Origin of the sequence: Streptomyces sp. NPDC057694 (assembly GCF_042799415.1) — a bacterium.
Classification (GTDB): domain Bacteria; phylum Actinomycetota; class Actinomycetes; order Streptomycetales; family Streptomycetaceae; genus Streptomyces.
In genome coordinates, this window is record NZ_JBHVIX010000005.1 from 265,782 (window position 1) to 290,323 (window position 24,542).

Genomic DNA, 24,542 nt, shown 5'->3' on the forward strand with positions numbered 1-24,542 from the left:
AGTTGCCTTCCCCCGTACGGGGGAACGAAGGCGGGGCCGATCGGTCACTGGGCACGCTAGATATGTCCGTGGAGAAGCCGGGAAAAGGACGCGGCCCGGCCGCTCCCATCTCACTCGGATGGGGCAGCCGGGCCGTCGCCCGAAGCCGGATCAGATCTTCGTCCAGGCCTCCGTGAGGACCTGGCGGATGATCCCCTCGATCTCGTCGAACGTGGACTGGTCCGAGATCAGCGGCGGCGAGAGCTGGATGACCGGGTCGCCACGGTCGTCGGCGCGGCAGTACAGGCCGTACTCGAAGAGCTTCTTCGACACGTAGCCGTAGAGGATCCGCTCCGACTCCTCGTCGGTGAAGGACTCCTTGGTGGCCTTGTCCTTCACCAGCTCGATGCCGTAGAAGAAGCCGTTGCCGCGGACGTCGCCGACGATCGGCAGGTCGTTGAGCTTCTGGAGCGTGTTGAGGAAGTTCGCCTCGTTGTCCAGCACGTGCTGGTTGAGGCCCTCGCGCTCGAAGATGTCGAGGTTGGCGAGACCCACGGCCGCGGAGACCGGGTGGCCGCCGAACGTGTAGCCGTGCAGGAACGTGTTGTCGCCCTTGTAGAACGGCTCCGCGATCCGGTCCGACACGATGGCCGCGCCGATCGGCGAGTAGCCGGACGTCATGCCCTTGGCGCAGGTGATGATGTCCGGGACGTAGCCGAACTTGTCACAGGCGAACATCGTGCCGAGACGGCCGAAGGCGCAGATGACCTCGTCCGAGACGAGCAGCACGCCGTACTGGTCGCAGATCTCGCGCACGCGCTGGAAGTAGCCGGGCGGCGGCGGGAAGCAGCCGCCCGCGTTCTGCACCGGCTCCAGGAAGACGGCCGCGACCGTCTCCGGGCCCTCGAAGAGGATCTCCTGCTCGATCTGGTCGGCGGCCCAGCGGCCGAAGGCCTCGGGGTCGTCGCCGTGGATCGGCGCGCGGTAGATGTTCGTGTTCGGCACCTTGTGCGCGCCCGGGACGAGCGGCTCGAAGGGGGCCTTGAGGGCCGGCAGACCGGTGATGGACAGGGCGCCCTGCGGGGTGCCGTGGTAGGCGACCGCGCGCGAGATGACCTTGTACTTCTGGTGGTTGCCGGTGAGCTTGTGGTACTGCTTCGCCAGCTTCCACGCGGTCTCGACGGCCTCGCCGCCACCGGTGGTGAAGAAGACCTTGTTGAGGTCGCCCGGAGCGTAGTGGGCCAGGCGCTCGGCCAGCTCCACGGCCTTGGGGTGGGCGTACGACCAGATCGGGAAGAAGGCCAGCTCGGCCGCCTGCTTGGCGGCGACCTCGGCGAGCTCGCGGCGGCCGTGGCCGGCCTGGACCACGAACAGGCCGGCGAGGCCGTCGAGGTACTTCTTGCCCTTGTCGTCGTAGATGTAGGTTCCCTCGCCACGCACGATGGTGGGAACGGGTGCGTTCTCGTACGACGACATGCGGGTGAAGTGCATCCACAGGTGGTCGTACGCGCTCTGGCTGAGGTCCTTGCTCACGGCTATCGGGTTCCCCACATATAGGTCTGCTTCTTGAGCTTGAGGTAGACGAAGCTCTCGGTGGAGCGCACGCCGGGCAGGGCCCGGATGCGTTTGTTGATCACTCCCAGAAGGTGGTCGTCGTCCTCGCAGACGACCTCCACCATCAGGTCGAACGAGCCTGCCGTCATCACGACGTACTCGCATTCCGGCATGGCCGTCAGGGCGTCCGCCACGGGGTCCAGGTCGCCCTCGACGTTGATCCCGACCATCGCCTGCCGCCGGAATCCCACGGTGAGCGGGTCGGTGACGGCGACGATCTGCATCACGCCCTGGTCGAGCAGCTTCTGCACGCGCTGGCGCACGGCCGCCTCGGACAGGCCCACGGCCTTGCCGATGGCCGCGTAGGGACGCCTGCCGTCCTCCTGGAGCTGTTCGATGATCGCGAGGGAGACGGTGTCCAGCGACGGGGCGCCGCTGCCGTTCTTCGAACTGGATCCCTTGGGGTCTGCACTGCGACTGGCCACGACCTCACTGTGCATGAGGAGTCGTCGGTTTCGCAACCCTGGATCAATGAAATTCGTTGTTTACGTCTTCGATACTCACGGATTTCGTAGGTCGGGGGTGCCGGGGGGTGTCGAAAACGTCCGTGGACGGATTAGGGTGGGTGTCTCAATCCTTGGACAGCTACTCAGGAGGGCCGGCAGTGAGCACCAGTGAGCTGCGTCGTCTGCGGAACTACATCGACGGTGAGTTCCGGGACGCCGCCGACGGACGGACCACCGAGGTGGTCAACCCCGCGACGGGCGAGGCGTACGCGACCGCGCCGCTGTCCGGGCAGGACGACATCGACGCCGCCATGGCCGCCGCCGAGGCCGCCTTCCCGGCCTGGCGCGACCTGACCCCGGGCGAGCGCCAGCGCTATCTCCTCAAGATCGCCGACGCGTTCGAGGAGCGGGCCGAGGACCTCATCGCCGCCGAGGTGGAGAACACGGGCAAGCCGATCGGGCTCACCCGCTCCGAAGAGATCCCGCCCATGGTCGACCAGATCCGCTTCTTCGCGGGCGCGGCGCGCATGCTGGAGGGCCGCTCCGCGGGCGAGTACATGGAGGGGCTCACCTCCATCATCCGCCGCGAGCCGATCGGCGTCTGCGCCCAGGTCGCGCCGTGGAACTACCCGATGATGATGGCCGTGTGGAAGTTCGCCCCGGCCCTCGCCGCGGGCAACACGGTCGTGCTGAAGCCGTCGGACACCACCCCGGCCTCGACCGTCCTGTTCGCCGAGATCATCGGCTCCATCGTGCCCAAGGGCGTCTTCAACGTCGTGTGCGGCGACCGCGACACGGGCCGCCTCATGGTCGAGCACCCGACCCCGGCGATGGCGTCCATCACCGGCTCCGTGCGCGCCGGCATGGCCGTCGCCGAGTCCGCCTCCAAGGACCTCAAGCGGGTCCACCTGGAGCTGGGCGGCAAGGCCCCCGTCGTCGTCTTCGAGGACGCCGACATCGCGAAGGCCGCCGAGGGCATCGCGGAGGCCGGGTACTTCAACGCCGGGCAAGACTGCACCGCCGCCACCCGCGTGCTCGTCCACGCGTCGGTCCACGACGAGTTCGTCACCGCGCTCGCCAAGATCGCCGCCGAGACCAAGACCGGTCAGCCGGACGACGAGGACGTGCTGTACGGCCCGCTCAACAACCCGAACCAGCTGAAGCAGGTCTCCGGGTTCATCGAGCGCCTGCCCGCCCACGCCAAGGTCGAGGCCGGTGGCCACCGGGTCGGCGACAAGGGCTACTTCTACGCCGCGACCGTCGTCTCGGGCCTCAAGCAGGACGACGAGATCATCCAGAACGAGGTCTTCGGCCCGGTCATCACCGTCCAGTCCTTCACGGACGAGGAGCAGGCCGTCTCGTACGCGAACGGCGTGGACTACGCGCTGGCGTCGTCGGTGTGGACCAAGGACCACGGCCGCGCCATGCGGATGTCCAAGGTCCTCGACTTCGGCTGCGTGTGGATCAACACCCACATCCCGCTGGTCGCCGAAATGCCGCACGGCGGCTTCAAGAAGTCCGGCTACGGCAAGGACCTCTCCGGCTACGGCTTCGAGGACTACACCCGCATCAAGCACGTCATGACGTCGCTCGACGCGTGAGTTCTCTTACGTACGACGAAGTGGGCGCGACCCTGACGGACGGTGAACTGCCGTCGGGGTACCACCACTTGGACCGCCGCGTCCGTCTCGGCTCGGGCAGTGAATGCTTCGAGCGGGCGGGCGCGGCGGTCCTGTCGTGGGCCGCGCACCGGGGTGCCGGGTTCACCGTGACGCCGGACGGACCGGCCCGGGAGGGCGTCGATGTCGTCGTCTCGGCGCCGCTGCTGCGGATTCCCTGCCGGGTGGTGCGGGTCGTGCGCTCGGGGGAGCGGGTCGGGTTCGCGTACGGGACGCTGCGCGGGCATCCGGAGTGCGGTGAGGAGGCGTTTCTCGTCGAGCTCGACGCCGATGGGGTGGTGTGGTTCCGGGTACGGGCGTTCTCTCGGCCGGGGCGGTGGTTCGTGCGGGTCGGTGGGCCCGTGGCCCGGGGGGTGCAGTTGTGGGTGACGCGGCGGTATCTGCGGGGGGTTGTTCGGGCGTGCGCCGACTCGCCGTAGGGGGTTCTGTTCGTGGGCGGGTGCGGCTTTCGTCGTGGCTGGTCGCGCCCCGCGGCGGAGCCGCTGATGTGTACAGCCCCGCGCCCCTAGAGCGTGCGCTTCGCGCTGCTCGTCCCGTGGTTGGTCGCGTCCCGCGGTGGAGCCGCTGATGTGTACGGCCCCGGGCGCCTTACGGGGCGCACCGATCGACAGGGTGTCGGGCGGGCACCGCCTTGCTCGACGCAGCGTCCATTGTTCGCGGCCGTGTCTCGGCGGCATCCTTCGGTGGTGCGAGCCAACATGATCAGCTCACGAGTCAGCCGTCGATCCCTGCTGCGCGCCCTCGGTGGTGGTGCCACGGCCGCGGCGGTCGGTGGCCTCGCCACGGGCTGCGGGGTACCGGCCGCTTATGTGGCGCCGGGGGACCGCGGCGCCACGGATCTCTCCTCCGACAAGCGGCTCACCTGGGCGAACTGGCCGCTCTACATCGACGTGGACGACGACGACACCTCGAAGCGGCCGACCCTGGACGCGTTCGAGAAGCGGAGCGGCATCCAGGTCAAGTACACCGAGGAGATCAACGACAACGACGAGTTCTTCGGCAAGATCAGCCCGTCCCTGATGAACCACCAGAAGACCGGCCGGGACCTGATCGTCATCTCCGACTGGATGTGCGCCCGCTTCGTGCGCCTCGGCTGGGTCCAGGAGATGGACCGCGCCCGCCAGCCCCACGTCACCAAGTACCTGGACCCGTTGCTGCGCTCCCCGGCCTTCGACCCCGGCCGCAAGTACACCGTGCCGTGGCAGTCCGGGATCACCGGTATCGCGTACAACAAGCGGCGGCTCGGCCGCGAGATCAAGCACGTCTCGGACCTGTGGGCCGACGACCTGAAGGGGCGCGTCACCCTGCTGTCCGGGCTCGACGAGTCCTTCGCGCTGCTCATGCAGGGCAACGGCGTCGACATCACCAAGTGGACCGCCGCCGACTTCGACAAGATCTGCGACCAGGTCGAGAAGCTCGTGAAGACCAAGCACATCCGCCGCTTCACCGGCAACGACTACATCAAGGACCTCTCCAGCGGCGACGTCCTCGCCTGCCAGGCCTACAGCGGCGACATCATCCAGCTCCAGGCCGACGACCCGGACATCGAGTTCGTCGTGCCTGAGGAGGGCGCGGAGCTGTGGGCCGAGTCCCTGATGATCCCCGACCTCGCCGACCACAAGGCCAACGCCGAGCAGCTGATCGACTACTACTACCGGCCGGAGGTCGCCGCGGAACTGGCCGCGTGGGTCAACTACGTGTGCCCGGTCCCGGCCGCCCGCGACGTCCTCGCCGACGCCAAGGACAAGGAGACGGCGGCCCTGGCCGAGGATCCGCTGATCTTCCCGGACGACGCGATGCGCTCCCGGCTCGCCATCGCCCGGGACATCACGTCCAAGGAACGTACGGAGTTCGCGAAGCGGTGGAACGCGATCGCGGGGCTGTAGAGCGCGCGATCCCTCAGGCCAGTTCCGGCTGCGGTTCCGGCGTCCTCGGTTCCGGCAGCCGTGGGGGCGTCGGCTTCGGGTCCCAGGACTGGGTGGTGCGGATGAAGTAGACGATCACCGAGGCCATCGCGAGCAGCAGCAGGGGGCCGAACAGCCACGGGTGGGCAGCCAGTTCGCGGGGCAGGAAGCGGTACGCGGCCAGCAGCGCGGCGAAGATCACCGTGCCGTAGGAGACCAGGCGGACCGCCGACAGGTCCCAGCCGCGGGCGAAGGCGCGCATCGCCGCCTCGATCGTCAGCGCGAACACGACCCCGGCGACGAGGTCCACGCCGTAGTGGTAGCCGAAGCCCAGCGTCGCGCTGAGGGTGGCCACCAGCCAGAACGCGCCCGCGTACCGCATCCAGCGGGAGCCCTTGCGGGTGTGGATGAACAGCGAGGTGGCCCAGGCCGTGTGCAGGCTGGGCATGCAGTTGCGCGGGGTGATCTCGTCGAACAGGACCGGGTGCGGGGTGCCGATCGCCGGCAGCACGTCCGGCCATACGTGGGACACGGCCCAGGCCCCGCCCTCGGCGCCGTACGCGTAGACCGGGCCGACGACCGGGAAGATCATGTAGATCGCGGGGCCGACCAGGCCGATGACCAGGAACGTGCGCACCAGGTGGTGGGCCGGGAAGCGCCGCTCCGTCGCCACGTTGCGCAGCTGGTAGAGGCCCACGAGCGCGGCCGCGAGGGGGAGCTGGCCGTAGACCAGGTTGAGGAGGTTGCTGCCGACGGGGCCGATCGACTCCAGGATCCGGCCCGCCACCCAGGACGGGTTGCCGAGCGCGTGATCGGCGAGGGCCACGTACGGGTCGAGGACCTGCGGGTGTTCCTTCGCGGTGATGAGCAGCCAGGTGTCGCCCGTCTTGTGGCCGAACACCAGGAGCATGCCGAGGCCGCAGCCCTTGAGCAGCAGGGCCCGGTCAGGACCGGTGCGGCGCGCGAGCGCGACGACCGCGAGACCGAGCACCACCCACAGCGCGCCGTTGCCGAAGTTCAGGTCGGCGCCGACCACCAGGCGCACGAGCAGGAACACGATGTCGATGGCGACCGCGGCGGCAGCCGCGATCATCCGCTCGCGCCAGGTGAGCACCACCATCGCCAGTGCCAGACCGGCGTACAGCAGCGGCCCCGAGTGCGGGGCGAAGATCATTTCCTGTGCTTCGACGGTGAGCGGACCCGGCTGCCCGTAGCGGCGTGCCGCGATCTCCAGCGCGATGAGGAACCCCGCGGTCGCCAGCCCCGCCGCGCTCCACAGGACGACGCGGGGGCGTCGCCACAGCGGGCCCGGGTGGCCGGACGGATGGGACTGGCCGGACTTGTCGGACTGGTCGGACGGGGATATTCGAGAAGGTGTGGTCGTCAATGGTCCGGCTCATCGGTGCGGGCGGCGGGCATGAGTTTCTGGTGAAGAACAGGTGACCCAGGTGGTCGTGACAGCTGCAACATGCTAGCCGCACAGGGTTCTGGCTGACAGGGGCAGCTCGGAAGGGAGTGGCCGCGGGTCACGCGCTCCCGACGGCGGCCATGACGATGCGCTCGGCGACGGGGTTCATCTCCTCGCCCTTCGCGTCGGTGGCGTTGACCGAGTAGACGAGGGTGCGGGACAGGTTCCGGGTGGCGGCGAGCGCCGCGCTGTAGCCGTACCGGGAGCCGGTCTTGCCCCAGTAGGTGCGGCCGCCGAGCTCGATCCGCTGCAACCCGGCGCTCATCGTGGCGCCGTCGATCCCGGCCGGCACGGTGAACATCTCCTTCAGCTGCCGCGCGGGCACGATCCGTCCCCGGAACAGGGCGACGAGCAGCCGTTCCAGATCGGCGGTGGTGGAGATCATGTCGCCGGCGGCGAGCCGGTCGGCCTGCACCCATTCCGTGACGTCCACGAACGCGCCGTCCAGCAGCTGGTAGCCGTAGTTGTGCGGGCCGTGGATCGTCGGGTCGGTGCCGGGGAAGTACGTGTCCCGCATCCCGGCCGGGCGCAGCACGAGCCGCGTGGCCGCGTCCGCGTACGCCTGCCCGGTGAGCCGCTCGATCAGCAGGCCGAGGAGGGTGTAGTTGATGTTGAGGTACTCCTGCCGGGTGCCCGGCGCGAACTCCGGGCCCTTCGCGAGCGCCGACGCCGCCGCCTCGGCGGGCGCCACCACGTCGAAGCGGTGCGCGTACTGGTCGGCGAACGCGTCGCCCCAGCCGTCGGCGAACCGGATGCCGCTGGTGTGGTTCAGCAACTGCCGTACGGAGACGGGCCGGTGGAAGTCCGTACCCCGGAAGAGGCGGGGCAGATAGTGCTGCACCGGCGCGTCCAGGTCGACCCGGCGCGCGGCGGCGAGCCGCAGCACGGTGGCGGCGGTGACCACCTTCGTCGTCGAACCGGCGCGGAAGCGCGCGTGCGGGTCGGCGGCCCGCCCGGACGCGAGATCGTGCACGCCACCGGCCCCGTGCCAGGTCCCGGCGGTGCCGCCGACCCGTACGAGGGCGGCCGTGGCGTCGTCGTCCGGCAGCCCGGAGACGGCTCGCCGGAGCGCCGCCACGTCGAGTCTGCCGGCCCTGCTGGTGGTCGTGGTGGTCGTGGTGGTGGCAGCCGTCGCCGGGCCCGCGAGGGCCGGGGCGGCGAGCGCGGTGGACAGTGCGAGGAAGGCGCGACGCTTCAACTGGGGCTCCAGGGTGCGGTGTTCGCGAAGTGCGGATCGATGTGATCACCCTTCCGCTGTGCGCCCCGCGGAGCATCCTGTCCACGGACGACGCCGACCCTGGTCCGGCGCCCCGGGTTCCCCTAGGTGGTGCCCCGTGCTGCCCGCGCAGGCCGCGGGATCCGCGGAGCGGTTCTCGGCCGGGCCGAGCATCGCCGTCACCGCGGGCAGGCGATGGGTCATCGTGCTCCTCGCTGCTGTGCCGCGGAGCGGGCCGTGCCGGGCCTGCGTATTTGGACAGTACGCATCTCGTCTGGCAACGTCGCCCGTCCGACCCCCGATGACGCCGGAAGGCGGTGCGGAAGATGACCGAGGTGAGCACGCGCAGCGTCCGGGACGCCGCTGTCGCCACGCGCCTGCGCAGGACGACCAGCCTCGACGTGCCGGAGGACTTCGAGACGTGGTCCGTCACGGACCTGGCGGACTGGCTCCACGACACGGAGGACGATCCGCAGGTGTCCGACGAGGACTTCTATCAGGCCCGCAAGGCCGTACAGATGCTCGGAGTCGAGGACGTCTGACCGGTGGCAGGGGGCTGCGCGGAGCGCGTCTTCCAGCCGCCCTCGCTACGGGCACCCGGAGCCGGACCCGTTCTCCTCCTGTGCCGCCATCACCTCGTCCCCGTGCTCGAAGGCCCATGCGCCGAAGGTGTCGATCGGGGCGAGCAACGTCCGGCCCAGTTCCGTGAGCCGGTACTCGACCCGGGGCGGCGTCTCCTCGTAGGCCTGTCGCGCCACGAGGCCGTTGGACTCCAGGCGGCGCAGGGTCTCGGTCAGTACCTTCGGGCTGATGCCGCCGATCCGTTCCCGCAACTCGCCGGGGCGGCACGGGCCGTGGCGCAGTGCCCACAGCACCACCGCGTTCCAGGTGTTCGCGAGCAGGTCGAAGGCGAGCCGGGCCCGGCAGTCGGCGAGGAATCCCTGGTCGGAGGTCACGCACCGAATGGTGCCCGACGCGCCGCCTACCGTCCTGGTCATGCGGATTTCGACCCTGGGAACGGGAAACATGGCGCAGGCCCTCGCGGCGCACTGGGTGCGCGCGGGGCATGAGGTCACCGTCGGCGGACGGGACGAGGAGAAGGCGGCGAGGCTCGCCGGGCGGATCGGGGCGGCGGCCCACGGAAGCCTGGCGCAGGCGGCGCGAGCCGGGGACGCCGTGCTGGTCGCGTTGCCTTACGGCGTGGGGGAGTCGGTGGTCGGCGAACTCCGAGAACCTCTCGCCGGGAAGGTGCTGGTCGACTGCTGTAATCCCGTGGGCGAGGGGTTCCAGCTGCTCACCGCCGACGGTCCGGCCGCCGCGCAACGCCTCGCCGCCGCGGCCCCCGGCGCCACGGTCGTCAAGGCGTTCAACCTCTGCCACGAGGACGTCTGGCGCCTGACCCCGCCCGTCTTCGACGGCCGCCCGCTCGCCGTCCCGCTCTGCGGCGACGACGGCCAGGCCCTCGACCTCGTACGGGAGTTGGTGCGGGACATCGGCTGCACCCCGCTGTCCGCGGGCGGCCTCGACCGGGCCGCGCTCCTGGAGGCCGCGGCGGCGCTCGTCATCCAGCTGTGGGTGGGGGAGGGGGCCGACGCGCAGGCGATGCTGCCGCCGGTGGCCGCGTCAGGCGGCGCCGCGTAGCCCGGTCAGTACGTCGATCCGGTTCGTCGTGATCGAGTCGACGCCGATGTCGAGCAGGCCGCGCATCGACCTCTTCGTGTCCGGGGTCCAGACGGAGATCAAGTGGCCTTCGCGGTGGATGCGGGCCGCCAGGTCCCGGTCGATCAGTGAGAAGCGGTAGTTGAGCCAGTGCGGGCGGACCGCGGCGAGCAGGGCCGGGCGGGGCGGGGCCAGGGTCGTCCAGGTCAGGGCGATCTCGGCGGCCGCGTCCGCGGCGCGGACCTTGAGCATCGTCTCGGCGCCCGCGCAGTAGTAGACGCGGTCCTCGGCGCCGGCGTCGCGGATGGTGCCGACGATCGTGCGGACGGCCCTGGTGGTCGCGCCCGGCAGGTCGACCATGAGGCGGGCGTCGGTGCCGGCCGTCGCGGCCAGGGCCTCGGCCAGCGTGGGCACGCCGCCCGCCGTCACCTCGCGCACCTCCTTCGCGGAGAGCGCGGACAGCGGGCGATCGTGGTCCCAGAGCCGCTTCAGCGTCGCGTCGTGGAGGAGGACGGGTACGCCGTCGCGCGTCAGGCGTACGTCGATCTCCACGGCGTCCGCGCCGCGGTCCAGCGCGGAACGCAGGGACGGGAGGGTGTTCTCGCGGACGCGGTAGGGGTCGCCTCGGTGGGCCACGGCAGTCACGGTGCGCATGGGCCCATTCTGGCGTCCCGGGAGGCGGCCCTACGCGTTGGCGAGCCAGTTGCGCGTGTACGCGTCGATCTCCTCGGCGATCCGGGCCTTGCCCGCCGCGTCGAGGAACGAGGCGCGCACCGCGTTCTTGGCGAGATCGGCGAGACCGTGCTCGTCGAGGTCGAGGAGGCGGGCGGCGACCTCGTACTCGTGGTTGAGGTCGGTGGCGAACATCGGCGGGTCGTCCGAGTTGATGGTGACGGTCACGCCCGCGTCGACGAACTGCTTCAGCGGGTGCTCGTCGAGGGTGCGCACGGCGCGCGTCGCGATGTTCGAGGTCGGGCAGACCTCCAGCGGGATGCCGTGCTCGGCCAGGTGCGCGAGCAGCTTCGGGTCCCCGGCGGCGGACGTGCCGTGGCCGATGCGCTCGGCGCGCAGTTCGGTCAGGGCGTCCCAGATGGTCTCCGGGCCGGTCGTCTCGCCGGCGTGCGGGACCGAGTGCAGCCCGGCCGCGATCGCCCGGTCGAAGTACGGCTTGAACTGCGGGCGCGGGACGCCGATCTCGGGTCCGCCGAGACCGAACGAGACCAGGCCCTCCGGGCGCAGCCGGTCGTCCGTGGCCAGCCGCGCCGTCTCCTCGGCCGACTCCAGGCCCGCCTCGCCCGGGATGTCGAAGCACCAGCGAAGGACCGTGCCGAACTCGGCCTCGGCCGCCTTGCGGGCGTCCTCGATCGCGTCCATGAACGCGCGGGCGTCGATGCCGCGCCGGGTCGACGAGAACGGCGTGAGGGTCAGCTCCGCGTACCGCACGTTCTGCCGGGCCATGTCGCGGGCCACCTCGAACGTGAGCAGCCGGACGTCCTCCGGCGTGCGGATCAGGTCGACGACCGACAGGTAGACCTGGATGAAGTGGGCGAAGTCCTTGAAGGTGAAGAACTCCGTGAGCCGCTCGATGTCCTGCGGGACCTTCGAGTCGGGGTGCCGGGCGGCCAGCTCCGACACGATCCTGGGGGAGGCCGATCCCACGTGGTGGACGTGGAGTTCTGCTTTCGGCAGTCCGGCGACGAAGGTCTGCAGGGTCTTGCTCTCGGAGCTCACGGATTCCTCCCCAGGAACTTGGGTGATCGGCTGATCGGGGTCCTGGGCATCGTATGCGGACGCCCCGCCGGCGTCGGCCGGGCCTCCGGCAAAAGGGACGGACCCGCCGGGGGACAGGGCACCACCAGGCCCTAGCATGTCGGCAGGCACGCGAAGCACACGACGGAGGGGGTCCGCACATGACCGGCGGCAGCACACCGCAGGACCGCGACCCCTGGGCCCCGCCGCAGGACGCGCCCGCCGCGCCCTCACTGGACAAGGCGCCCGACCTGCACGACCGGCAGACCGTGACGGCGATGCCGCTCGTCCCCGGACCGCAGCTGTCCCCGCCGCCTGCCCCGGCACCGTACGCGCCCCCGCCCGCACCGCAGGACCACAGCCCGGTGCCGCCGCCCCCGATCTCCCCCGAAGGCCCCGGCCAGCCGCTCTACGGTGCCCAGCCGCCCGGCCCCGGACAGCAGTACGCCCACCCGGGCGCGCAGTACGGCTACCCCGGCCCCCAGTACGGCTACCCGGCGGCGCAGCAGCACCCCGCCCCCTACGGCGGTGCCCAGAACTACGGGTACTGGCCGGGCGCGATGCCGGCGCAGCCCAGCAACGGGCTCGGGATCGCCGCGATGGTGCTCGGCATCGTCTCGGACGTGTTCTTCCTGATGTGGCCCATCGCCATCATCTGCGGAATCCTCGCCGTCATCTTCGGCACCGTGGGCCGCGGCAAGGCCAAGCGGGGCGAGGCCACCAACCCGGGCCAGGCGCTCACCGGCATCATCTGCGGATCGGCCGGGCTGGTGCTGTCCATCGGCTTCGTCGTGCTGATCGTCGCCACCGTCTAGACCGGCCGCACCGCACCACACCGCTCTCTTTCAGCCGCGCAGCCGCTCCCGCGCCGCCATCAGCGCGAACCCCAGCAGATTCGGCCCCCGCCACTTCCGCGGGTCCTGCGCAGCGGGATCGTCCGCCGCGAGTCCGATGCCCCACACCCGGTCCACGGGGCTGGCCTCGACCAGGACCCGCTCGCCGGTTCTCAGCAGGAACTCCCGCAGCGCCGGGTCCGACGCGAACTTGTGCACGCTGCCCTCGGTGACGATGCCGAACCGCTCGCGCTGCCACACGGCGTCGTCGAAGCCGCGCACAAGGCGTCCCGCCGTCTTGGCCTGGGACGGATGCCCGGCCTCCAGCGCGCGCCGCTCCGCCTCGGCGTCACCGAACAGGCGGGCCTTCGCCGCCATCATCCAGTGCTCGGCCGTCGCGTACTCCACCCCGTCCACCGTGAACGGCGACGGCCACCACTGACTGAGACAGCTCGCTCCCAGCTCCCCGTCCGCCCGCGCGGCGTGTCCCCAGAAGTGCAGGTACTTCACCCCGGCCCCCGCCGCCAGGGCCGCCACCAGCGATTCCCTGCTGTCGATCTCCATACACGGGAGTTTGGCACGCACCACTGACACTACGTCCTGGGTTTTCCAGGGTGACTCGACACCTGGTCGACAGATTCCGTCGCGTAACCAAAAGGCAACAACGGAATCACTTGTTGGAGTAGTACGGCTCTGTCAGGATCGGCACTCAAATCGAGCTGGAGCCACGCCGGTGCCCGCGGGACGGGATCTCCGGCGGAGGAGAGCGAGAGCGAGCACTCATGCACAACCCCACCTCGGCCAACCCCCTCTCGGCCACGTCCGTCACCGCCTCCGTGCAAGAACGGTTCGCCGACGGCGCGAACCACATCGCGGGCCGCCTGGCCAAGGGCACTTCCGGCCACACCCACGCGGTCGTCGACCCGGCCACCGGCGCGGAGGTCTACACGTACGAGCTGGCGGGCACGGACGACGTGGACGCCGCCGTCGCCGCCGCCCGCGCCGCCTTCCCCGGCTGGTCGGGCCTCACCCCGGGCGAGCGCTCCGACGCGATGCACAGGTTCGCGGCCGTGCTCGACGAATGGGCCGAGGAATTCGCCCGGTACGAGTCGCTCCAGTGCGGCAAGCCGATCAAGCTGAGCCGCGAGTTCGACGTGCCGGGCACCGTCGACAACACCGCGTTCTTCGCGGGCGCCGCCCGCCATCTGCAAGGGCAGTCCGCGGGGGAGTACAGCGGCGACCACACCTCGTACGTACGCCGTGAGCCGATCGGTGTCGTCGGCTCCATCGCGCCCTGGAACTACCCGCTCCAGATGGCCGCCTGGAAGGTCCTGCCGGCCATCGCCGCGGGCAACACCATCGTGCTGAAGCCCGCCGAGCTGACCCCCTTCACCTCGCTGCTGTTCGCCGAGGCCGCCGTCGCCGCCGGGCTGCCCGAGGGCGTCGTCAACGTCGTCACCGGCGCCGGCAAGGAAGCCGGTGAGCACCTCGTCGGCCACCCCGACGTCGCCATGACCTCCTTCACCGGCTCGACCGGCGTCGGCAAGCGCGTCGCCGAGATCGCCACCGCGACCGTCAAGCGGCTCCACCTGGAGCTGGGCGGCAAGGCGCCGTTCCTCGTGTTCGACGACGCCGACCTCGACGCCGCCGCGCACGGCGCCGTCGCCGGTGCGCTCATCAACACCGGGCAGGACTGCACCGCCGCCACGCGCGCGTACGTGCAGCGCCCGCTCTACGACGCGTTCGTCGAGAAGACGGCCGCCCTGATGGAGACCGTCCGGCTCGGCGACCCCTTCGCCGAGGACACCGACCTCGGGCCGCTCATCTCGCACGTCCACCGCGACCGCGTCGCCGGTTTCGTCGACCGGGCGCGTGCCTACGCGCGCGTGGTCACCGGCGGCGAGGCCCCCGACCACCCCGGCGCCTACTACAAGCCGACCCTGATCGCCGACGCCCCGCAGGACAGCGAGATCGTCCAGTCGGAGATCTTCGGGCCGGTCCTGGTCGTGCTGCCCTTCGACAGCGACGACGAAGGCATCGCACTGGCCAACGACACCCCCTACGGGCTCGCCGCCTCCGCCTGGTCGACCAACGTCTTCCGCGCCAACCGCGCCACCCGTGAGATCAAGGCCGGCTGCGTCTGGGTCAACGACCACATCCCGATCCTCAGCGAGATGCCCCACGGCGGCTACAAGGCATCCGGCTTCGGCAAGGACATGTCCGCCTACTCCTTCGAGGAGTACACGCAGGTCAAGCACGTCATGTTCGACAACACCGCGGTGGTCCGCAAGGACTGGCACCGCACCGTCTTCGGGGACCGATAGCCACCTGGCCGCCCGACTCGCGGCCGACTCCACCTTCCCGCAAGGGACTCCCGAAAGGGCAACCACGCGCATGGAGCAGTACGAGCCCGACAGCATGTCCCCGGCTCAGCTGGCCGCGATGAGGCGCAGCTTCCGGAACGGCAGAGCCGCCATGTCCCGCCGTTCCCTGCTGCGCGCCTCGGCGGGCGGCGCGTTCGCCGTCGGCGGGCTCGGGGCACTGAGCGCCTGCGGTATCCCGGCCGCGAGCAAGTCCCAGGGCGACGTCACGTCCGAGGACCACTCGGCCAAGGAGAAGACCGTCAACTTCTCCAACTGGACCGAGTACATCGACATGAGTGACGACGAGAAGAGGCGCCCGACCCTGGACGCGTTCACCAAGCGCACCGGGATCAAGGTCAAGTACACCGAGGACATCAACGACAACGTCGAGTTCTTCGGCAAGATCAAGCCGCAGCTCGCGGCCGGTCAGGACACCGGCCGCGACCTGATGGTGCTCACCGACTGGCTCGCCGCTCGCCTGATCCGCTACGGCTGGGTGCAGAAGCTCGACCCGGCGCACCTGCCGCACGCGTACACCAATCTGTCCCCCCAGTTCCGCAACCCCGACTGGGACCCGGGCCGCTCGTACTCCTACCCCTGGACGGGCATCTCGACGGTCATCGCCTACAACACCAAGGCCACCGGCGGGAAGGAGGTCACCTCCGTCTCGCAGCTCCTCGACGACCCGAAGCTCAAGGGCAAGGTCGGGCTGCTCTCCGAGATGCGCGACACCGTCGGCATGACGCTGCTCGACATGGGCAAGGACCCGCGCGACTTCAAGGCCGACGACTTCGACGCGGCCATCGCGCGCGTGCAGAAGGCCGTCGACAAGAAGCAGGTCCGCCGTTTCACCGGCAACGACTACATCGCCGACCTCAGCAAGGGCGACCTCGCCGCCTGCCTGGCCTGGGCGGGCGACATCGTGCAGCTCCAGGCGGACAACCCGCACGTCAAGTTCGCGATACCGGACGCCGGTTACATCTCGTCGACCGACAATCTCCTCGTCCCGAACAAGGCGCGGCACAAGACCAACGCCGAGAAGCTCATCGACTACTACTACGAGCCCGCCGTCGGCGCCGAACTCGCCGCGTGGATCAACTACGTGACGCCGATGGAGACGAGCGTCGTCCGGCCCGAGCTGGCCAAGATCGACAAGAGCGTCGCGGACGATCCGCTGATCGTCCCGGACAAGACCATGGCGGCCAAGGGGCACGGCTTCCGTTCCCTCACGGCCAAGGAAGAGACGTCGTTCGAGGAGAAGTTCGCCCAGCTCACCGGCGGCTGAGGCAGAACCCTCGCGCATCTCCCCCTATCCGACCCCGGACTCCTTGGACACCTCATGACCTCTTCTGCCCCGACCGACCACGGCGGCGACGTAACCCTCACCGGCATCAGCAAGACGTACGACAACGGCTTCACGGCCGTCCAGCCGCTCGACCTCACCGTCCCGCAGGGCTCCTTCTTCGCTCTCCTCGGCGCCTCCGGCTGCGGCAAGACCACCACGCTGCGCATGATCGCGGGCCTGGAGGAGCCGACCAGCGGCACCGTGATGCTCGGCGACCAGGACGTCACGAACCTGCCGCCGTACAAGCGTCCCGTGAACACCGTCTTCCAGTCGTACGCGCTCTTCCCGCACCTCGACATCTACGAGAACGTCGCCTTCGGCCTGCGCCGCAGAGGCATCAAGTCGGTGAAGAAGCAGGTCGAGGACATGCTCGACCTGGTGCAGCTCGGCGAGCACAAGCGCAAGAAGCCGCACCAGCTCTCCGGCGGCCAGCAGCAGCGCGTCGCCGTCGCCCGCGCCCTCATCAACCACCCCAAGGTGCTGCTCCTCGACGAGCCGCTCGGCGCCCTCGACCTCAAGCTGCGCCGCCAGATGCAGCTGGAGCTCAAGCGCATCCAGACCGAGGTCGGCATCACCTTCATCCACGTCACGCACGACCAGGAGGAGGCCATGACCATGGCCGACACCGTCGCCGTGATGAACGCGGGCCGCGTCGAGCAACTCGGCGCCCCCACCGACCTGTACGAGAACCCGGGCTCGACGTTCGTCGCCAACTTCCTCGGCACCTCGAACTTCATCGAGGCCGAGATCGCGGGCCGCGCGGGCGAGGACCTCACGCTGAAGGCCGGCGACGGCAAGCTCGTCCTGCCCAGCGCCCGATGTTCCACCGCCTCCACCGCCACCGGCGAGAAGGTCCTGCTCGGCGTACGCCCCGAGAAGATCTCCCTCACCCACGCCGACGACGCCTCGCTGATCCCCGACGGCCGCAACCGCATCACCGGCCGCATCGCCGACTCGTCGTTCATCGGCGTCTCCACCCAGTACGTCGTCGACAGCCCGCTCTGCGACGCCTTCGAGGTCTACGCCCAGAACATCGAGCGGGACGTCCGGCTCGCGCCCGGCGCCGAGGTCGTCCTGCACTGGAACCCGGCGCACACCTTCGGACTCGACGCCGCCCAGGATGCCGAGGCGGGCGTGGAGAAGGTCTCGGAGGACGCGAGCGCATGAGCACGACACTCACCGAGGCGCCCGGGACGCCGCCCGAGACACCGGCTCCCCGCAAGCCCCGCAGGCGCGGCCGTCTCGTCCCGTACTGGCTGCTGCTGCCCGGCATGCTCTGGCTGGTCGTCTTCTTCGCGCTGCCGATGATCTACCAGGCCTCGACCTCCGTACAGCAGGGGTCACTGGAGGACGGGTACACCGTCACCTGGCACTTCGCCACCTACTGGGACGCGCTGTCCGAGTACTGGCCGCAGTTCCTGCGCTCCGTGCTGTACGCGGGCCTCGCCACGATCCTGTGCCTGCTGCTCGGCTATCCGCTGGCCTACCTCATCGCGTTCCGCGCGGGCCGCTGGCGCAACTTCATCATGGTCCTGGTGATCGCCCCGTTCTTCACCAGCTTCCTGATCCGCACGCTCGCCTGGAAGACGATCCTCGCGGACAACGGCGTCGTCGTGAGCACCCTCAACTCGCTGCACCTGCTCGACGTCACCAACTGGCTCGGCATGACCGACGGCGACCGGGTCCTCGCCACCCCGCTCGCGGTGGTCTGCGGACTCACGTACAACTTCCTGCCGTTCATGGTCCTGCCGCTCTACACGTCGCTGGAGCGGATCGACGGCCGGCTGCACGAGGCGGCGGGCGACCTGTACGCGTCGCCGATCACGACGTTCCGCAAGGTGACCTTCCCGTTGTCGATGCCGGGTGTCGTCTCCGGCACGCTGCTCACCTTCATCCCGGCGACCGGTGACTACGTCAACGCGGACCTGCTCGGCTCCACCGACACCCGCATGGTCGGCAACGTCATCCAGACGCAGTTCCTGCGCATCCTCGACTATCCGACGGCGGCGGCGCTCTCCTTCATCCTCATGGCGGCCATCCTCTTCATGGTCACCTTCTACATTCGCCGTTCCGGAACGGAGGATTTGGTCTGATGCCCTTCGTACGCTGGATACGCCGCAATCTGGTGGTGCTCGCGGGCCTTGTCACGCTCGCCTACCTCCTCCTCCCGAACGTCGTCGTCACTGTCTTCTCCTTCAACAAGCCGAAGGGCCGCTTCAATTACGAGTGGCAGGAATTCTCGGTCGACGCCTGGAAGAATCCGTGCGGAGTCGCCGACATGTGCGGCTCGCTCTCGCTCAGCCTCCAGATCGCCTTCTGGGCCACGCTCGGCGCGACCGCGCTCGGCACGATGATCGCCTTCGCCCTGGTCCGCTACCGCTTCCGGGCGCGCGGCGCGGTGAACTCGCTGATCTTCCTGCCGATGGCGATGCCGGAGGTCGTGATGGCGGCCTCGCTGCTCACGCTCTTCCTCAACATGGGCGCTCAGCTGGGCTTCTGGACGATCCTCATCGCCCACATCATGTTCTGCCTCAGCTTCGTGGTGACGGCCGTGAAGGCCCGCGTGATGTCGATGGACCCGCGCCTCGAAGAGGCCGCGCGGGACCTCTACGCCGGTCCGGCGCAGACGTTCCTGCGCGTGACGCTGCCCATCGCCGCACCCGGGATCGCGGCGGGCGCCCTGCTCGCCTTCGCGCTCTCCTTCGACGATTTCATCATCACGAATTTCAACGCGGGCTCGACCGTGACGTTCCCCATGTTCGTGTGGGGATCGGCGCAACGCGGTACACCCGTTCAGATCAATGTCATCGGTACGGCCATGTTCCTGGTCGCCGTACTGTGCGTGCTTGCCGGAATGATGGTCGGCAAGCGCAAGAACAAGAGTTCCTGAACCACAGGGTCTCTCGAATTTCTGAGGGAGTTGGAATCATGGCCGCTGGTGCCATGAATCGCTGGACCCAATCACTGGCCGACGCCAAGCCGGTCGCCTACTGGCTCGACGACCCGGGCCGCCCCGAGGCCCGCCCCGCCCTCACCGGCGACGAGCACTGCGACCTGCTGGTCGTGGGCGGCGGCTACAGCGGGCTGTGGACGGCCCTGCTCGCCAAGGAGCGCGACCCGGCCCGGGACGTGGTCCTCGTCGAGGGCCGGGAGATCGGCTGGGCCGCCTCCGGGCGCAACGGCGGCTTCTGCGCCGCCTCCCTCACGCACGGCACGGCCAACGGGCTGGCGCGCTGGCCCAAGGAGATCAAGAAGCTGGAGGAGCTGGGCGCCGCCAACCTCGACGCGATCGAGGCGGCGGTCGCCCGCTACTCCATCGACTGCGACTTCGAACGCACCGGCGAGCTGGACGTGGCGACCCAGCCGCACCAGGTCACCGAACTGCGCGAGTTCTACGAGGAACTGGGCGAGGCCGGCCTCACCGACGGCCTGGAACTCCTCGACGCCGGCCAGACCCGCGAACAGGTGGACTCCCCGACCTTCCAGGGCGCCCTCTACGACCGCCACGGCGTCGCCATGCTGCACCCGGCGAAGCTCGCCTGGGGCCTCAAGCAGGCCTGCCTCGACCTCGGCGTGCGCGTCTACGAGCACACCCCGGCCACGCAGCTCGCCTCGAACGGTGCGGGCGTCGCCGTCCGCACCCCGTACGGCCGGGTCTTCGCCCAGCAGGCCGCACTCGGCACGAACGTGTTCCCGTCGCTGGTCAAGCGGGTGCGCGCGTACACGGTCCCGGTCTACGACTACGCGCTGATGACCGAGCCGCTGTCGGCCGATCAGCTCGCGTCGATCGGCTGGAAGAACCGCCAGGGACTCGGCGACTCGGCCAACCAGTTCCACTACTTCCGGCTGTCCGCCGACAACCGGATCCTGTGGGGCGGCTACGACGCGATCTATCCGTACGGAGGCCGGGTCCGAGCCGAGCACGACCACCGCCCCGAGACGTACGCCAAGCTGGCCGGCCACTTCTTCACCTGCTTCCCGCAGCTGGAGGGCCTGCGCTTCACGCACGCGTGGGGCGGCGCGATCGACACCTGCTCGCGGTTCTCGGCGTTCTTCGGCACCGCGCACGCGGGGAAGGTGGCGTACGCGGCCGGGTACACCGGGCTCGGCGTCGGCGCGACCCGCTTCGGCGCGGACGTGATGCTCGATCTGCTGTCGGGGGAGCGCACGGAACGCACGGAGCTGGAGATGGTCCGCTCCAAGCCGCTGCCGTTCCCGCCCGAGCCGTTCGCGTACACCGGCATCGCGCTCACCAAGTGGTCGCTGGCCCGCGCCGACGACAACGGCGGGCGCCGGAACGTGTGGCTGAAGGCGATGGACGCCGTGGGGTTGGGATTCGACAGCTGAACCTGTGCGGGGGCTGGGAATGGTTGTCGGCCGACTGACGGTCGGTGGGGGTTCTCGCGCAGTTCCCCGCGCCCCTTACGGGGCGCTTGCGATCACGCCGGTCTTGATCCACCGGCGTACGCCCAGGTCGCCGGTGTGATCCGGTTCACTACCAACAAGTAGGCCGAACCCGCGTAATGCTCGGGCCCCCGCCTCCCTCTCGTTCGTGACCCATGGAGTCGAAGCGAGAGGGAGGTCCCGCCATGACTGGCTCAGGCGCGGCTAAGTCGGCGGTCGAGTGGCTGGTGTCGGTGGCGCCGGACCCGGAGGCGTGCCGCTGGGAGTGGGAGCGCAATCCGCTCGGGGTGGCCCTGCTGCCCGCGGGCAAGCAGTGGGACGTGCTGATCCTGCCGGGGGAGCTCGGCTACCCCACGCTCGACGTCCTCACCCGCGTCATCGACCGCCCCGGCCCGGTCCTCGCGGACTTCGGCGACGCCCGGATGGGCTTCTTCGTCCCGGCGGGCACGGTCGCGCGCTGGCTCGGCACCGGCGTGCGGGGCGCGGGCCACGGCACCTGGATCGTGGTCCCCTACCCGGGCCGGACCACCGGCGGCGTGCGCTGGCTGGTGCCGCCGGACGGCCAGGGCACGCTCACCGACCCGGCGGTCCTGGAACTCGCGATGCACGAGGCAGCGGCCCAACTGGCCCGGGAATCGGGGGAGTAGGCGGGGCACAAGATGATCTCGCAGGCCCGCGAACCCTTGACAACTCAATTGGTCTGGACCAAGTTGGGCGCACTCCGCTCCACCGTGCCCCTTCCCCCGCCACGCCCGGAGGCAGCCATGGCCCGTACCGGACCACCCCGCAGATTCCTGACCGCCGTGACGGCGGCGGCGCTGGCCGCCGCCGGCCTCACCGCGCTGACCGCCCCCGCCCAAGCGGCCGACACCGAGCTGGCCCGCAACGGCGGCTTCGAGTCGGGCCTCGACGGCTGGACGTGCTCGGCGGGCACCGGAAAGATCGTCAGTTCGCCCACCCACAGCGGCACTTCGGCCCTCCAGGGGACGCCGACCGCGGGCGACAACGCCCAGTGCACGCAGACCGTGACGGTGAAGCCGGGCTCCACGTACTCGCTCTCCGGCTACGTCCGCGGCAGTTACGTCTACCTCGGCGCGACCGGCACCGGCACCACGGACGTCTCCACGTGGACCCAGTCGGCGGCCGACTGGCAGAAGCTGTCGACGACCTTCACGACCGGCCCGTCCACCACCAAGGTCACCCTCTTCACCCACGGCTGGTACGGCACTCCCGCCTACACCGTCGACGACCTCAGCCTGGTCGGCCCCGGCGGCGAGGCCCCCGTCCTCCCGGCCGCCCCCACGGGCGTCAAGACGGGCACCGTCACCGCCACGTCCGTCGCCCTGTCCTGGCCCGCCGTCTCCGGCGCGACGAGCTACGGGATCTACATCAACGGCACCAAGTCCCGCACGGTGACCGGCACTTCGACGACCCTCACCGGCCTCGCGCCCGCCACGGCGTACAGCCTCCAGGTCACCGCGCTCAACGACGCGGGAGAGTCCTCGAAGTCGACCGCCGTCACCGCGACCACGGCCCAGGGCTCGGGCGGCGGGAACCAGGGATCCGCCGACCTCCCCGCCCACGCCCTCGTCGGCTACCTCCACGCGAGCTTCGCCAACGGCGCCGGCTACACCCGCCTCGCCGACGTCCCCGACAGCTGGGACGTCATCGACCTCTCCTTCGGTGAGCCCACCTCGGTGACGTCCGGCGACATCCGCTTCAACCGCTGCCCGGTCACCGAGTGCCCGAACGTCGAGTCGGACGCCGACTTCAAGGCGGCGATCAAGGCCAAGCAGGCGGCCGGCAAGAAGGTGCTGATCTCGATCGGCGGCCAGAACGGCCAGGTCCAGCTCACCACGACGGCGGCCCGCGACACCTTCGTCTCGTCCGTCTCGAACATCATCGACACCTACGGGCTCGACGGCCTCGACATCGACTTCGAGGGCCACTCCCTGTCCCTGAACACGGGCGACACGGACTTCAAGAACCCGACCACGCCGGTCATCGTGAACCTGATCTCGGCGCTGAAGACCCTCAAGGCCAAGTACGGCGACAAGTTCGTCCTGACCATGGCCCCGGAGACGTTCTTCGTCCAGAACGGCTACCAGTTCTACGGCAGCGGCAAGTGGGGCGGCCAGGACCCGCGCTGCGGCGCCTACCTCCCGGTCATCTACGCGATGCGCGACGACCTGAGCCTGCTGCACGTCCAGGACTACAACTCGGGCCCGATCATGGGCCTCGACAACCAGTACCACTCCATGGGCGGCGCCGACTTCCACATCGCGATGACCGACATGCTCCTCACCGGCTTCCCGGTCGCGGGCGACGCCAACAACGTCTTCCCGCCGCTGCGCCCCGACCAGGTCGCCATCGGCATGCCCGCCTCGACCAACGCGGGCAACGGCTACGTGTCCCCGGCCGAGCAGAACAAAGCCCTGAACTGCCTCACGAAGAAGACCGACTGCGGCTCGTACACCACCCACGGCACCTGGCCGGCGCTGCGCGGCCTGATGACGTGGTCGGTGAACTGGGACCGCTTCAACAACTGGGAGTTCCAGAAGAACTTCGACGCGTACTTCGGCGGTTAGCCCCGCCGGGTCACCTCGGCGAGCAGCTCCGACAGGAACTCCGCCCGCCGAGGTGACTCCAGTGCGCCCAGTGCCGCGTGCAGGTCCAGCGGCACCGGGCGCACCCGCGCCGACGTGCTTCCGTCCCAGCGCCGTACGGCCACCGCCGCACGGTCCCCCGACACCCCGCCCGGGTGCAGCAGCACGCAGGTGGGCGGGGCGTCGCCGGGGTCGCGGGCCAGGGCGTGCGCGTACAGGAAGGCCTGGTACAGATCGGCCGTGGAGACCTTCCGGGTCGCGTACAGCTTGTACTTGACGTCCACCGGGCGCACGAAGGGGAGCGCGTCCGTGCCGCCGCGGATCAGGACGTCCGGGCGTACCTCGCTGTAGGGGCGGGCGGTCCGCTCGTTCCACAGGACGTGGGCGTGCCGGGACTGGCCCTCGACCGTGAGGCCCGTGCCCGTGCCCGTGCCCGCCGCGGCCTCGGCCAGCAGCCGGGTCGCGAACAGCTCGAACAGCTCGTTCATGTCGATCAGAAAGGCCCGGGCGGCCAGCGGCCCGGCGCCGAAGAGGTCGTCGAGACCGCCGCCGGTCAGCAGCAGCGCCGACCAGAAGTGGGCCGGGCGGTAGTGCTCGTTGTGGCGGTGGTAGGTCAGCCGTCCCAGGTCCGCGCGGACGTCGGCCGGCCGGGTCGGCGCGTACTGCGCGAAGCGGCCCGCGACCCGGCGGGCGCGCGCCCGGACGGTGAGCGACGACGTGGTGCGGGCCGCGAGATCGGCCGCGGCCGCGCACACCCGGTTGTCCACGATGTCCGTGTCGAAGTCGTCGTAGCGGCAGGCCAGCCGGTCCAACTGGCCGTAGTGGTGCAGGAGCTGACGGTCCGGCAGCAGCCGCCCGCGGACGGCGGGCAGCGGTGCCTCGCGGCGCACATAGTCACGGCGCACCCCGCGCGCGAGCAGTTGCTCCGCGTGTGTGGTGACCATCAGGGCCACCAGGTCCCGCAGGTGCGGAGCCCCGTCGGTGAAGGTGCGCGGCACGGTCAGGGCCTCGGGTGCGTTGCCGAGCGCGTAATGCACCATCCGCAGCACGTCCAGGCCGGTGCCCAGGTACTTGGGCTCGACGCGGATCTCGCAGCCGTCCAGGGAGACGACGCCGACGTGCGGCCCCGCGCTCACCTCGACCCGGCCGCCGATCAGTTCGCGCACCCGCAGACGGCGCGCGAACCGCTCGTCGGCGACCGCCCGCCGGTCCGCGGCGCTGAGCCGGACCCCGTCGAACTCCCGGCTCTCGTACTCGCCCAGGACAAGGACCCGCAC

General features: G+C 70.1%; 23 protein-coding genes. 14 read left to right on the plus strand and 9 right to left on the minus strand.

Annotated elements, in window-relative coordinates; all coding sequences use genetic code 11:
- Window positions 1-150: 150 nt before the first annotated feature.
- Window positions 151-1,530, minus strand: coding sequence for an aspartate aminotransferase family protein (locus ACFVDP_RS15485; protein WP_383489132.1), 1,380 nt, complete (start codon window positions 1,528-1,530; stop codon window positions 151-153).
- Window positions 1,515-2,033 carry an Lrp/AsnC family transcriptional regulator gene (locus ACFVDP_RS15490; RefSeq protein WP_383489136.1) on the minus strand — a complete coding sequence of 173 codons (519 nt, stop codon included), beginning with the start codon at window positions 2,031-2,033 and terminating at the stop codon, window positions 1,515-1,517. The genes ACFVDP_RS15485 and ACFVDP_RS15490 overlap by 16 nt, the downstream gene beginning before the upstream one ends.
- A 164-nt stretch (window positions 2,034-2,197) precedes the next feature.
- Here ACFVDP_RS15490 and ACFVDP_RS15495 point away from each other — a divergent pair, with 164 nt between their 5' ends.
- The 3 genes from ACFVDP_RS15495 (at window position 2,198) to ACFVDP_RS15505 (ending at window position 5,604) form a co-directional block, all read left to right on the plus strand.
- Complete coding sequence (locus ACFVDP_RS15495; RefSeq protein ID WP_361549198.1) at window positions 2,198-3,640, plus strand: gamma-aminobutyraldehyde dehydrogenase; 1,443 nt, start codon at window positions 2,198-2,200, stop codon at window positions 3,638-3,640.
- Complete coding sequence (locus ACFVDP_RS15500; RefSeq protein WP_383489139.1) at window positions 3,637-4,137, plus strand: DUF1990 family protein; 501 nt, start codon at window positions 3,637-3,639, stop codon at window positions 4,135-4,137. Before ACFVDP_RS15495 ends, ACFVDP_RS15500 begins: the two co-directional genes overlap by 4 nt.
- Window positions 4,138-4,416: 279 nt before the next feature.
- A complete protein-coding gene (locus ACFVDP_RS15505) occupies window positions 4,417-5,604 on the plus strand; it encodes a spermidine/putrescine ABC transporter substrate-binding protein (RefSeq protein WP_383489142.1) in 1,188 nt (395 codons plus the stop codon).
- A gap of 13 nt (window positions 5,605-5,617) precedes the next feature.
- Here ACFVDP_RS15505 and ACFVDP_RS15510 read toward each other — a convergent pair whose 3' ends face one another.
- Window positions 5,618-7,009 (minus strand): phosphatase PAP2 family protein, encoded by a 1,392-nt coding sequence (locus ACFVDP_RS15510; RefSeq protein WP_383489145.1) that lies wholly within the window; start codon window positions 7,007-7,009, stop codon window positions 5,618-5,620.
- A 139-nt stretch (window positions 7,010-7,148) separates the two neighbouring features.
- Complete coding sequence (locus ACFVDP_RS15515) at window positions 7,149-8,288, minus strand: serine hydrolase domain-containing protein (RefSeq protein ID WP_383489148.1); 1,140 nt, start codon at window positions 8,286-8,288, stop codon at window positions 7,149-7,151.
- A 344-nt stretch (window positions 8,289-8,632) separates the two neighbouring features.
- On the opposite strand from ACFVDP_RS15515, the gene ACFVDP_RS15520 reads away from it, so the two are divergent.
- Complete coding sequence (locus ACFVDP_RS15520; protein ID WP_383489151.1) at window positions 8,633-8,848, plus strand: hypothetical protein; 216 nt, start codon at window positions 8,633-8,635, stop codon at window positions 8,846-8,848.
- Window positions 8,849-8,893: 45 nt separating this feature from the next.
- On the opposite strand, the gene ACFVDP_RS15525 is transcribed toward ACFVDP_RS15520, so the two are convergent.
- A complete protein-coding gene (locus tag ACFVDP_RS15525) occupies window positions 8,894-9,262 on the minus strand; it encodes a winged helix-turn-helix transcriptional regulator (RefSeq protein ID WP_383489154.1) in 369 nt (122 codons plus the stop codon).
- Between the two features lie 40 nt (window positions 9,263-9,302).
- On the opposite strand from ACFVDP_RS15525, the gene ACFVDP_RS15530 reads away from it, so the two are divergent.
- A complete protein-coding gene (locus tag ACFVDP_RS15530; protein ID WP_383489156.1) occupies window positions 9,303-9,947 on the plus strand; it encodes an NADPH-dependent F420 reductase in 645 nt (214 codons plus the stop codon).
- On the opposite strand, the gene ACFVDP_RS15535 is transcribed toward ACFVDP_RS15530, so the two are convergent.
- Both ACFVDP_RS15535 and ACFVDP_RS15540 read right to left on the minus strand, forming a co-directional pair.
- On the minus strand, window positions 9,930-10,619 hold the full coding sequence (locus ACFVDP_RS15535) for a glycerophosphodiester phosphodiesterase (protein ID WP_383489159.1): 690 nt from the start codon (window positions 10,617-10,619) through the stop codon (window positions 9,930-9,932). The genes ACFVDP_RS15530 and ACFVDP_RS15535 overlap by 18 nt on opposite strands.
- A gap of 30 nt (window positions 10,620-10,649) precedes the next feature.
- Window positions 10,650-11,696, minus strand: a complete 1,047-nt coding sequence (locus ACFVDP_RS15540) for an adenosine deaminase (RefSeq protein WP_383489162.1) — start codon at window positions 11,694-11,696, stop codon at window positions 10,650-10,652.
- 179 nt (window positions 11,697-11,875) lie between these two features.
- Here ACFVDP_RS15540 and ACFVDP_RS15545 point away from each other — a divergent pair, with 179 nt between their 5' ends.
- Complete coding sequence (locus tag ACFVDP_RS15545; protein ID WP_383489165.1) at window positions 11,876-12,529, plus strand: DUF4190 domain-containing protein; 654 nt, start codon at window positions 11,876-11,878, stop codon at window positions 12,527-12,529.
- Between the two features lie 30 nt (window positions 12,530-12,559).
- On the opposite strand, the gene ACFVDP_RS15550 is transcribed toward ACFVDP_RS15545, so the two are convergent.
- Window positions 12,560-13,111, minus strand: a complete 552-nt coding sequence (locus ACFVDP_RS15550; protein WP_383489168.1) for an NADAR family protein — start codon at window positions 13,109-13,111, stop codon at window positions 12,560-12,562.
- A gap of 218 nt (window positions 13,112-13,329) precedes the next feature.
- On the opposite strand from ACFVDP_RS15550, the gene ACFVDP_RS15555 reads away from it, so the two are divergent.
- The 8 genes from ACFVDP_RS15555 to ACFVDP_RS15590 all read left to right on the plus strand — a co-directional run bounded on the left by ACFVDP_RS15555 (window position 13,330) and on the right by ACFVDP_RS15590 (window position 23,247).
- A complete protein-coding gene (locus ACFVDP_RS15555) occupies window positions 13,330-14,871 on the plus strand; it encodes a gamma-aminobutyraldehyde dehydrogenase (RefSeq protein ID WP_383489171.1) in 1,542 nt (513 codons plus the stop codon).
- Between the two features lie 70 nt (window positions 14,872-14,941).
- On the plus strand, window positions 14,942-16,195 hold the full coding sequence (locus tag ACFVDP_RS15560) for an extracellular solute-binding protein (RefSeq protein WP_383489174.1): 1,254 nt from the start codon (window positions 14,942-14,944) through the stop codon (window positions 16,193-16,195).
- Between the two features lie 54 nt (window positions 16,196-16,249).
- Window positions 16,250-17,422, plus strand: coding sequence for an ABC transporter ATP-binding protein (locus ACFVDP_RS15565; RefSeq protein ID WP_383489177.1), 1,173 nt, complete (start codon window positions 16,250-16,252; stop codon window positions 17,420-17,422).
- Window positions 17,419-18,348 carry an ABC transporter permease gene (locus ACFVDP_RS15570; protein ID WP_383489180.1) on the plus strand — a complete coding sequence of 310 codons (930 nt, stop codon included), beginning with the start codon at window positions 17,419-17,421 and terminating at the stop codon, window positions 18,346-18,348. Before ACFVDP_RS15565 ends, ACFVDP_RS15570 begins: the two co-directional genes overlap by 4 nt.
- Window positions 18,348-19,145: an ABC transporter permease gene (locus ACFVDP_RS15575; protein ID WP_383489182.1), complete on the plus strand. Its 798-nt coding sequence runs from the start codon at window positions 18,348-18,350 to the stop codon at window positions 19,143-19,145. The genes ACFVDP_RS15570 and ACFVDP_RS15575 overlap by 1 nt, the downstream gene beginning before the upstream one ends.
- A 38-nt stretch (window positions 19,146-19,183) precedes the next feature.
- Window positions 19,184-20,602, plus strand: coding sequence for an NAD(P)/FAD-dependent oxidoreductase (locus ACFVDP_RS15580; protein ID WP_383489185.1), 1,419 nt, complete (start codon window positions 19,184-19,186; stop codon window positions 20,600-20,602).
- 242 nt (window positions 20,603-20,844) lie between these two features.
- Window positions 20,845-21,306: a hypothetical protein gene (locus tag ACFVDP_RS15585; protein WP_383489188.1), complete on the plus strand. Its 462-nt coding sequence runs from the start codon at window positions 20,845-20,847 to the stop codon at window positions 21,304-21,306.
- Between the two features lie 117 nt (window positions 21,307-21,423).
- Window positions 21,424-23,247 carry a chitinase gene (locus ACFVDP_RS15590; RefSeq protein WP_383489191.1) on the plus strand — a complete coding sequence of 608 codons (1,824 nt, stop codon included), beginning with the start codon at window positions 21,424-21,426 and terminating at the stop codon, window positions 23,245-23,247.
- Here the strand turns inward: ACFVDP_RS15590 and ACFVDP_RS15595 are convergent.
- On the minus strand, window positions 23,244-24,542 hold the full coding sequence (locus tag ACFVDP_RS15595; RefSeq protein WP_383489194.1) for an McrC family protein: 1,299 nt from the start codon (window positions 24,540-24,542) through the stop codon (window positions 23,244-23,246). The two genes, ACFVDP_RS15590 and ACFVDP_RS15595, sit on opposite strands and share 4 nt — an antisense overlap.

Coding starts and splice junctions, on each gene's coding strand:
- ACFVDP_RS15580 (WP_383489185.1), top strand. CDS start 19,184: ATGGCCGCTGGTGCCATGAATCGCTGGACCCAATCACTGGCCGACGCC.
- ACFVDP_RS15550 (WP_383489168.1), bottom strand. CDS start 13,111: ATGGAGATCGACAGCAGGGAATCGCTGGTGGCGGCCCTGGCGGCGGGG.
- ACFVDP_RS15505 (WP_383489142.1), top strand. CDS start 4,417: ATGATCAGCTCACGAGTCAGCCGTCGATCCCTGCTGCGCGCCCTCGGT.
- ACFVDP_RS15555 (WP_383489171.1), top strand. CDS start 13,330: ATGCACAACCCCACCTCGGCCAACCCCCTCTCGGCCACGTCCGTCACC.
- ACFVDP_RS15490 (WP_383489136.1), bottom strand. CDS start 2,033: ATGCACAGTGAGGTCGTGGCCAGTCGCAGTGCAGACCCCAAGGGATCC.
- ACFVDP_RS15590 (WP_383489191.1), top strand. CDS start 21,424: ATGGCCCGTACCGGACCACCCCGCAGATTCCTGACCGCCGTGACGGCG.
- ACFVDP_RS15530 (WP_383489156.1), top strand. CDS start 9,303: ATGCGGATTTCGACCCTGGGAACGGGAAACATGGCGCAGGCCCTCGCG.
- ACFVDP_RS15585 (WP_383489188.1), top strand. CDS start 20,845: ATGACTGGCTCAGGCGCGGCTAAGTCGGCGGTCGAGTGGCTGGTGTCG.
- ACFVDP_RS15520 (WP_383489151.1), top strand. CDS start 8,633: ATGACCGAGGTGAGCACGCGCAGCGTCCGGGACGCCGCTGTCGCCACG.
- ACFVDP_RS15565 (WP_383489177.1), top strand. CDS start 16,250: ATGACCTCTTCTGCCCCGACCGACCACGGCGGCGACGTAACCCTCACC.
- ACFVDP_RS15570 (WP_383489180.1), top strand. CDS start 17,419: ATGAGCACGACACTCACCGAGGCGCCCGGGACGCCGCCCGAGACACCG.
- ACFVDP_RS15575 (WP_383489182.1), top strand. CDS start 18,348: ATGCCCTTCGTACGCTGGATACGCCGCAATCTGGTGGTGCTCGCGGGC.
- ACFVDP_RS15535 (WP_383489159.1), bottom strand. CDS start 10,619: ATGCGCACCGTGACTGCCGTGGCCCACCGAGGCGACCCCTACCGCGTC.
- ACFVDP_RS15545 (WP_383489165.1), top strand. CDS start 11,876: ATGACCGGCGGCAGCACACCGCAGGACCGCGACCCCTGGGCCCCGCCG.
- ACFVDP_RS15560 (WP_383489174.1), top strand. CDS start 14,942: ATGGAGCAGTACGAGCCCGACAGCATGTCCCCGGCTCAGCTGGCCGCG.